The sequence below is a fragment of the Aeromonas sp. HMWF015 genome (assembly GCF_963878965.1).
GTDB classification, from domain to species: Bacteria; Pseudomonadota; Gammaproteobacteria; order Enterobacterales; family Aeromonadaceae; genus Aeromonas; species Aeromonas veronii.
On the sequence record NZ_CAWNZT010000127.1, the window covers coordinates 1 to 5,072 of the forward strand.

Annotated in this window: 5 protein-coding genes; 3 read left to right on the forward strand and 2 right to left on the reverse strand. The window is 58.1% G+C overall.

From position 1 onward, the window contains the following. On the reverse strand, positions 1–310 hold a 310-nt coding region (locus AACS18_RS06570; RefSeq protein ID WP_108612128.1), incomplete at its 3' end, for a TIGR00153 family protein. A 169-nt stretch (positions 311–479) separates the two neighbouring features. Between AACS18_RS06570 and AACS18_RS06575 the strand changes: the two genes are divergently transcribed. Continuing rightward, the gene (locus AACS18_RS06575; RefSeq protein ID WP_108612124.1) at positions 480–1,448 is read left to right on the forward strand and encodes a CYTH domain-containing protein; all 969 of its coding nucleotides are present in this window, start codon (positions 480–482) and stop codon (positions 1,446–1,448) included. A gap of 80 nt (positions 1,449–1,528) precedes the next feature. Here AACS18_RS06575 and dapA read toward each other — a convergent pair whose 3' ends face one another. Beyond that, positions 1,529–2,401, reverse strand: a complete 873-nt coding sequence (gene dapA / locus AACS18_RS06580; protein WP_108612125.1) for a 4-hydroxy-tetrahydrodipicolinate synthase — start codon at positions 2,399–2,401, stop codon at positions 1,529–1,531. A gap of 280 nt (positions 2,402–2,681) precedes the next feature. Here dapA and rsmC point away from each other — a divergent pair, with 280 nt between their 5' ends. Continuing rightward, positions 2,682–3,710 (forward strand): 16S rRNA (guanine(1207)-N(2))-methyltransferase RsmC, encoded by a 1,029-nt coding sequence (gene rsmC / locus AACS18_RS06585; protein WP_108612126.1) that lies wholly within the window; start codon positions 2,682–2,684, stop codon positions 3,708–3,710. A 151-nt stretch (positions 3,711–3,861) separates the two neighbouring features. Beyond that, positions 3,862–5,072 (forward strand): glucose-1-phosphate adenylyltransferase (gene glgC / locus AACS18_RS06590; protein ID WP_108612127.1); only part of this gene is annotated, 1,211 nt, incomplete at its 3' end.

The window sequence follows — 5,072 nt, forward strand, 5'->3', positions numbered from 1 at the left end:
CGGAAATATCCTTGGCACGGTTGGCAATCTTGTCTTGCTGGGTCAACAGCTCCAGCAGGTCGGTACGTGCAACCGGCAGGAACAGGCCGCGAGGCAGTTTCAGACGGATTTCACGCTTGAGGGTATCTGCCTCTTTTTCCAGCTGGGCGATCTGCTGCCGGATCTTCTCGGCATCTTCCCAACGGTCTTCGGCAACGGCGTCAAAGAAAGGAACCAACTGCTGGGAGCACTGGTGAACCTTGACGATATGCTTCTGCAGCGGCTTGATGGGGGACTTGGCAAAAAGCCCCAAAATAGTATTTACTGGCATGGCCAAACCTGTGTCGGTGAAAAAACACTCGATACGATTTTATGAGGCGCGCATGGTAACCGAACTGCGCCCTCAATTAAACCGCGAATTAATCTAGTCGTCTCGCGGGCATTATATCCCCGCGACCCGAATCCTGCCCCCCAAAGTTGCCTGCCAGCCCGGAATGACTATGCAAACTGAGATCGAGATAAAGTTTTTTGTCGCCAGCGACATTCAACCCGAGTTATCCAACCTGCTGAATTCTCTTGAGATTAAAGAATCATCACAACAGCAGCTCGGCAACGTCTATTTCGATACGCCGACCTTGGCTCTGCGCCAGCTGGAGATGGGGCTGCGTATTCGCCGCTGCGATGACTTCGCCGAGCAGACCATCAAATGCCGTGGCCAGGTGGTGGGCGGCCTGCATGCCAGACCCGAGTACAACGCTCCCGTGAGCGGCGATCTGCCGACCCTCTCGGCCTTTCCCGATGAGATTTGGCCGACTCTGACCGAGCGCGACCACATTCAGCAGCAGCTGGTCGCTCAGTTTCGTACCGACTTCCTGCGCCGCCATTGGCTGATCGCCTTCGAGGGGGCCGAGATTGAGCTGGCCTGGGATCAGGGAGAGATCGTCGGCAGTCAGGGCAGCACCACCATCAACGAGCTGGAACTGGAGCTCAAATCAGGCGCTACCGCGGCGCTATTTGCACTGGCCCAACGCCTCGCCAGGATCGGCGGGCTGCGCCTTGGCGCCCAATCCAAGGCCCAGCGCGGCTATCGACTGGCTGGTCTTGGCAAACCGCTGGCCCTGCAGGCGCTGGTCGAACATGAAGGTATGGATGGCATAACGGGGGTAAGCGAGGGGCTGCGTCACTGGCAGCATCACGAGCAGCTCTGGCTGGAGCATCCGCAGGATAAAGGCGTTCAACAGCAGGCACTCACAGCCCTGTGCCAGGGGATCGATCTGGTCGCCCGCAGTGCGGCCGCGCTGCCACAATCCGCACCTTGGCTGCCAGCATTGACCAACCTGCAAGCCCATCTGCAAGCCCAGTCGGGCGAGCAAAACGAGTGGCCTGCCGAGCTGGCCGATCTCTTCCTCTATCCGACGTATGTCGAGTTGCAACTGGCCATCGCTGCATGGCTGCATCACGCAGCCTGAGTAGGGCGATGTCGTAAATACAAAGGCCAGAAACAAAAGCCGAAAACAAAACGGGTGAGCCTTGGCTCACCCGTTTTGCATTACAGCAGGTTGAGCTGCTGCATGGCGCTGCGAATGCGCTCGCGAGTCGCCTCCGACAGCGGCATCACCGGCAGGCGACACTCCTCGCTGCAGAAACCGAGCAGGGAAGCGGCATATTTGGCACCGGCCGGGCTCGGCTCGGCAAACATCGCCTGATGGAGCGGAATGAGCTTGTCTTGCAGCTCACGCGCTTCTTGCCACTTGCCCGCCAGCGTGAGGTTCTGCACCTCGGCTACCAGCTTGGGGGCCACGTTGGCAGTCACCGAGATACAGCCCTGACCACCGCCGATGTTATAGGCCACAGCCGTGGCATCTTCACCGGAGAGCCAGGCGAAGGGCTTTTTGATCAGCTGGCGCTCGGTCCAGGGGCGGGCCAGATCGCCGGTGGCATCTTTCACCCCGGCAATGCGCGGCAGCTCGGCCAGACGGGCCAGGGTCACCGGTTGCACGTCGACGATGGCGCGCGGCGGAATGTTGTAGACGATGATCGGCTTGGCGGTGGCGTCGTGTACCGCCTTGAAGTGGTGGTAGAGCCCCTCCTGATTGGGGCGGTTGTAGTAACCGGCCACATGCAGGGTGGCATCTGCACCGACCCGCTCGGCATGGAGGGTGTACTCGATGGCTTCGACCGGATTGTTGGAACCGGCCCCGGCAATCACCGGAATACGACCTGCGACCTGCTTGACCACCAGCTCCACCACCCGGCAGTGCTCGTCATGGGTCAGGGTCGGGCTTTCCCCCGTGGTGCCCACCGGCACAATGCCGTGAGTGCCCTGTTCGATATGCCACTCCACCAGACGCAGCAGCGCCTCTTCATCCAGCTTTCCCTGTCGAAACGGGGTAATCAACGCAACGATTGAACCTTGAAACATGGGATCTCCTTCTCCTAAATGACGCGCATATGGCAATAAAAAACCCCGGTACGATGTGCGCAACCGGGGTTTGAAGCTTCTCAGGGATGAGAGGTTACGCGCGAACGTCGGCAGGCCCGAATTTCAGGCTTTTTTTGTGCTTTCGTTTCAACCCGTTGAACCGCATTTCGTCATCTCTGGTCAAAAAATGGTGTCTGGGCATATTTCGGGAACACGGCATAAATGTCAAGGCGAAAGGGGCTATGTATAATGGCCGCCCAAAATTGCGTGGAGAGACCCGATGAGCAGCCCTATCAGTGCCGTCAGCCAGATGCTGGAACGAAACCAAGCCCTCTTTGTCGGCAAGCGGCTACTTGTCTGCGGTGCGCTGGAGGATGACTACCCCCGCCAGCTGGCGAGCCTGGCCCAGACCCTGACCGTCTTTACCACCGATTACTGCTACTACCGCAGCCAGCAGGCCGCCCTAGGCGAGGCTATCCTGTTCGACCACCAGCTAGGTGGCGCCCCCCGCTTCGATGCCCTGTTGCTGCTGATGCCCAAGGCCAAGGCCGAGGCACAATATCTGCTGGCCATGATGACCCCCTTGCTGGAAGCGGGTGCCGACCTGTTCCTGGCCGGTGAAAACCGCGGCGGCATCAATGGCGCCGACAAGCTGCTGGCCCCCTATGGCGAAAAGCCGATCAAACGCGATTCGGCGCGCCGCTGCTCTCTCTATCACGGTGAGCTGAGCCAACCGGTTGAACCTTTCAATCTGGATAGCTGGTTTGGCCGCTATCAGTGCAAGGCGGGTGATACCGAGCTGACCGTGCTGGCGCTGCCCGGCGTCTTCAGCGCCGCCGAGCTGGATCTCGGCACCCAGATGCTGCTGGCTGCCGTGCCACCGATGACGGGCGAATTGCTCGATTTCGGCTGCGGCGCCGGGGTAATTGGGTCCGTGCTGGCCAAGCGCAATCCGGATCTGCAGGTCAACATGGTGGATATCAGCGCGCTGGCGCTCGAATCGAGCCGCCGCACCCTGGCGATCAACGGTCTGCAGGGCAAGGTCACCGCTTCCGATGTCTATTCGGATGTCTCCACCCGTTTCCAGCACATCGTCTCCAACCCGCCATTCCATGCGGGTCTCAAAACCTTCTATGCGGCAACCGAGCAGTTCCTGGCCAAGGCGCCGGAATTTTTGCTGCCAAATGGTTCGCTGACCATTGTTGCCAACGCCTTCTTGCGCTACCAGCCTATACTGGAGACACACTTCAAACGGACTGAAGTGATCAGCAGTGATGCCAAATTCAAGGTCTATCTGAGCAAAGTGTAAATAAGTGTAAGCAGCACAATAAAACCGCTAGAGAGCGCCATCCGGTATCTGATAAGGTACTAAGAGCACTATAAAAACCACCCCTTTAGGGGTGTTTTTATACCGAACATTGAAAACCTTTTCATATTGTTCATTCAGGGAGAGAAATACGATGGCAGGCATTTTGACCATGATCCTGGCTGGTGGCGAAGGTACTCGCCTGCAGCCTCTGACCACCACCCGCAGCAAGCCTTCCGTCCCCTTCGGTGGCAGCTACCGGCTAATCGACTTTGTCCTCAACAACTTCGTCAACGCCGACTTTCTGCGCATCTATGTACTGACCCAATTCAAATCCCAGTCTCTCTATCTGCACATGAAGAAGGGTTGGAACATTGTCGGCATCACCGACCGCTTTATCGACCCTATCCCGGCCCAGATGCGGATGGGCAAACGCTGGTATGACGGCACCGCCGATGCCATCTACCAGAACCTCGGCTTTATCGAGCGAGCCGAACCGGATCACGTCTGCATCTTCGGCTCCGACCACATCTACAAGATGGATGTGAGCCAGATGGTCACTTTCCACAAGCAGAAAAATGCCGCCATGACAGTGGCCGCTTTGCGCATGCCGATTGCAGAGGCGAGCTCATTCGGGGTGATCGAAGTGGATACCGAAGGACGGATGATCGGTTTTCAGGAAAAGCCGAAGCAGCCCAAACACATCCCCGGCGATCCGACCCAGGCGCTGGTCTCCATGGGCAACTACATCTTCGAAACCGAAGCGCTCTGCCGCGAGCTGAAGCGGGATGCCGCCGAGGAGAACTCCAGCCACGACTTTGGCAAGGATGTGATCCCGAGCCTCTACCCGCGCGCCCCTGTCTATGTCTACGACTACAGCACCAACGTCATCCCCGGTGAAAAACCAAACGTCTATTGGCGGGATGTGGGCACTCTGGACTCCTACTGGCAAGCGCACATGGATTTGGTGGCCGACAATCCCCTCTTCTCCCTCTATAACCGCAAGTGGCCCCTGCACACCCACTATCCGGCGCTGCCACCCGCCACCTTCATCGACAGCGACGAGTGCAAGGTGAAGATTGCCAACTCCCTCATCTCCGCTGGCTGCTTCATTCAGGGCAGCCAGATCCAGCGATCCATCCTCGGTTTCCGCTGCAATATCGGCGCTTGCAGCCATATCAGTGAATCCGTGCTGCTGGGGGATGTGAAGATTGGTGAAGGCTGCTCTATCCGGCGCGCGATCATAGATAAAAACGTTGAAATTGCACCCGGCACCGTTATCGGTGAAAATCTGGACCACGATAGAGAACGATTTACCGTATCCGAAGGCGGTATCGTAGTGGTACCTAAGGGAGCAAGAGTTGG

What these genes read in the sequence shown, in the direction of transcription:
- AACS18_RS06575 (WP_108612124.1), top strand. Translation starts at nt 480, where the DNA reads ATGCAAACTGAGATCGAGATAAAGTTTTTTGTCGCCAGCGACATTCAA.
- dapA (WP_108612125.1), bottom strand. Translation starts at nt 2,401, where the DNA reads ATGTTTCAAGGTTCAATCGTTGCGTTGATTACCCCGTTTCGACAGGGA.
- rsmC (WP_108612126.1), top strand. Translation starts at nt 2,682, where the DNA reads ATGAGCAGCCCTATCAGTGCCGTCAGCCAGATGCTGGAACGAAACCAA.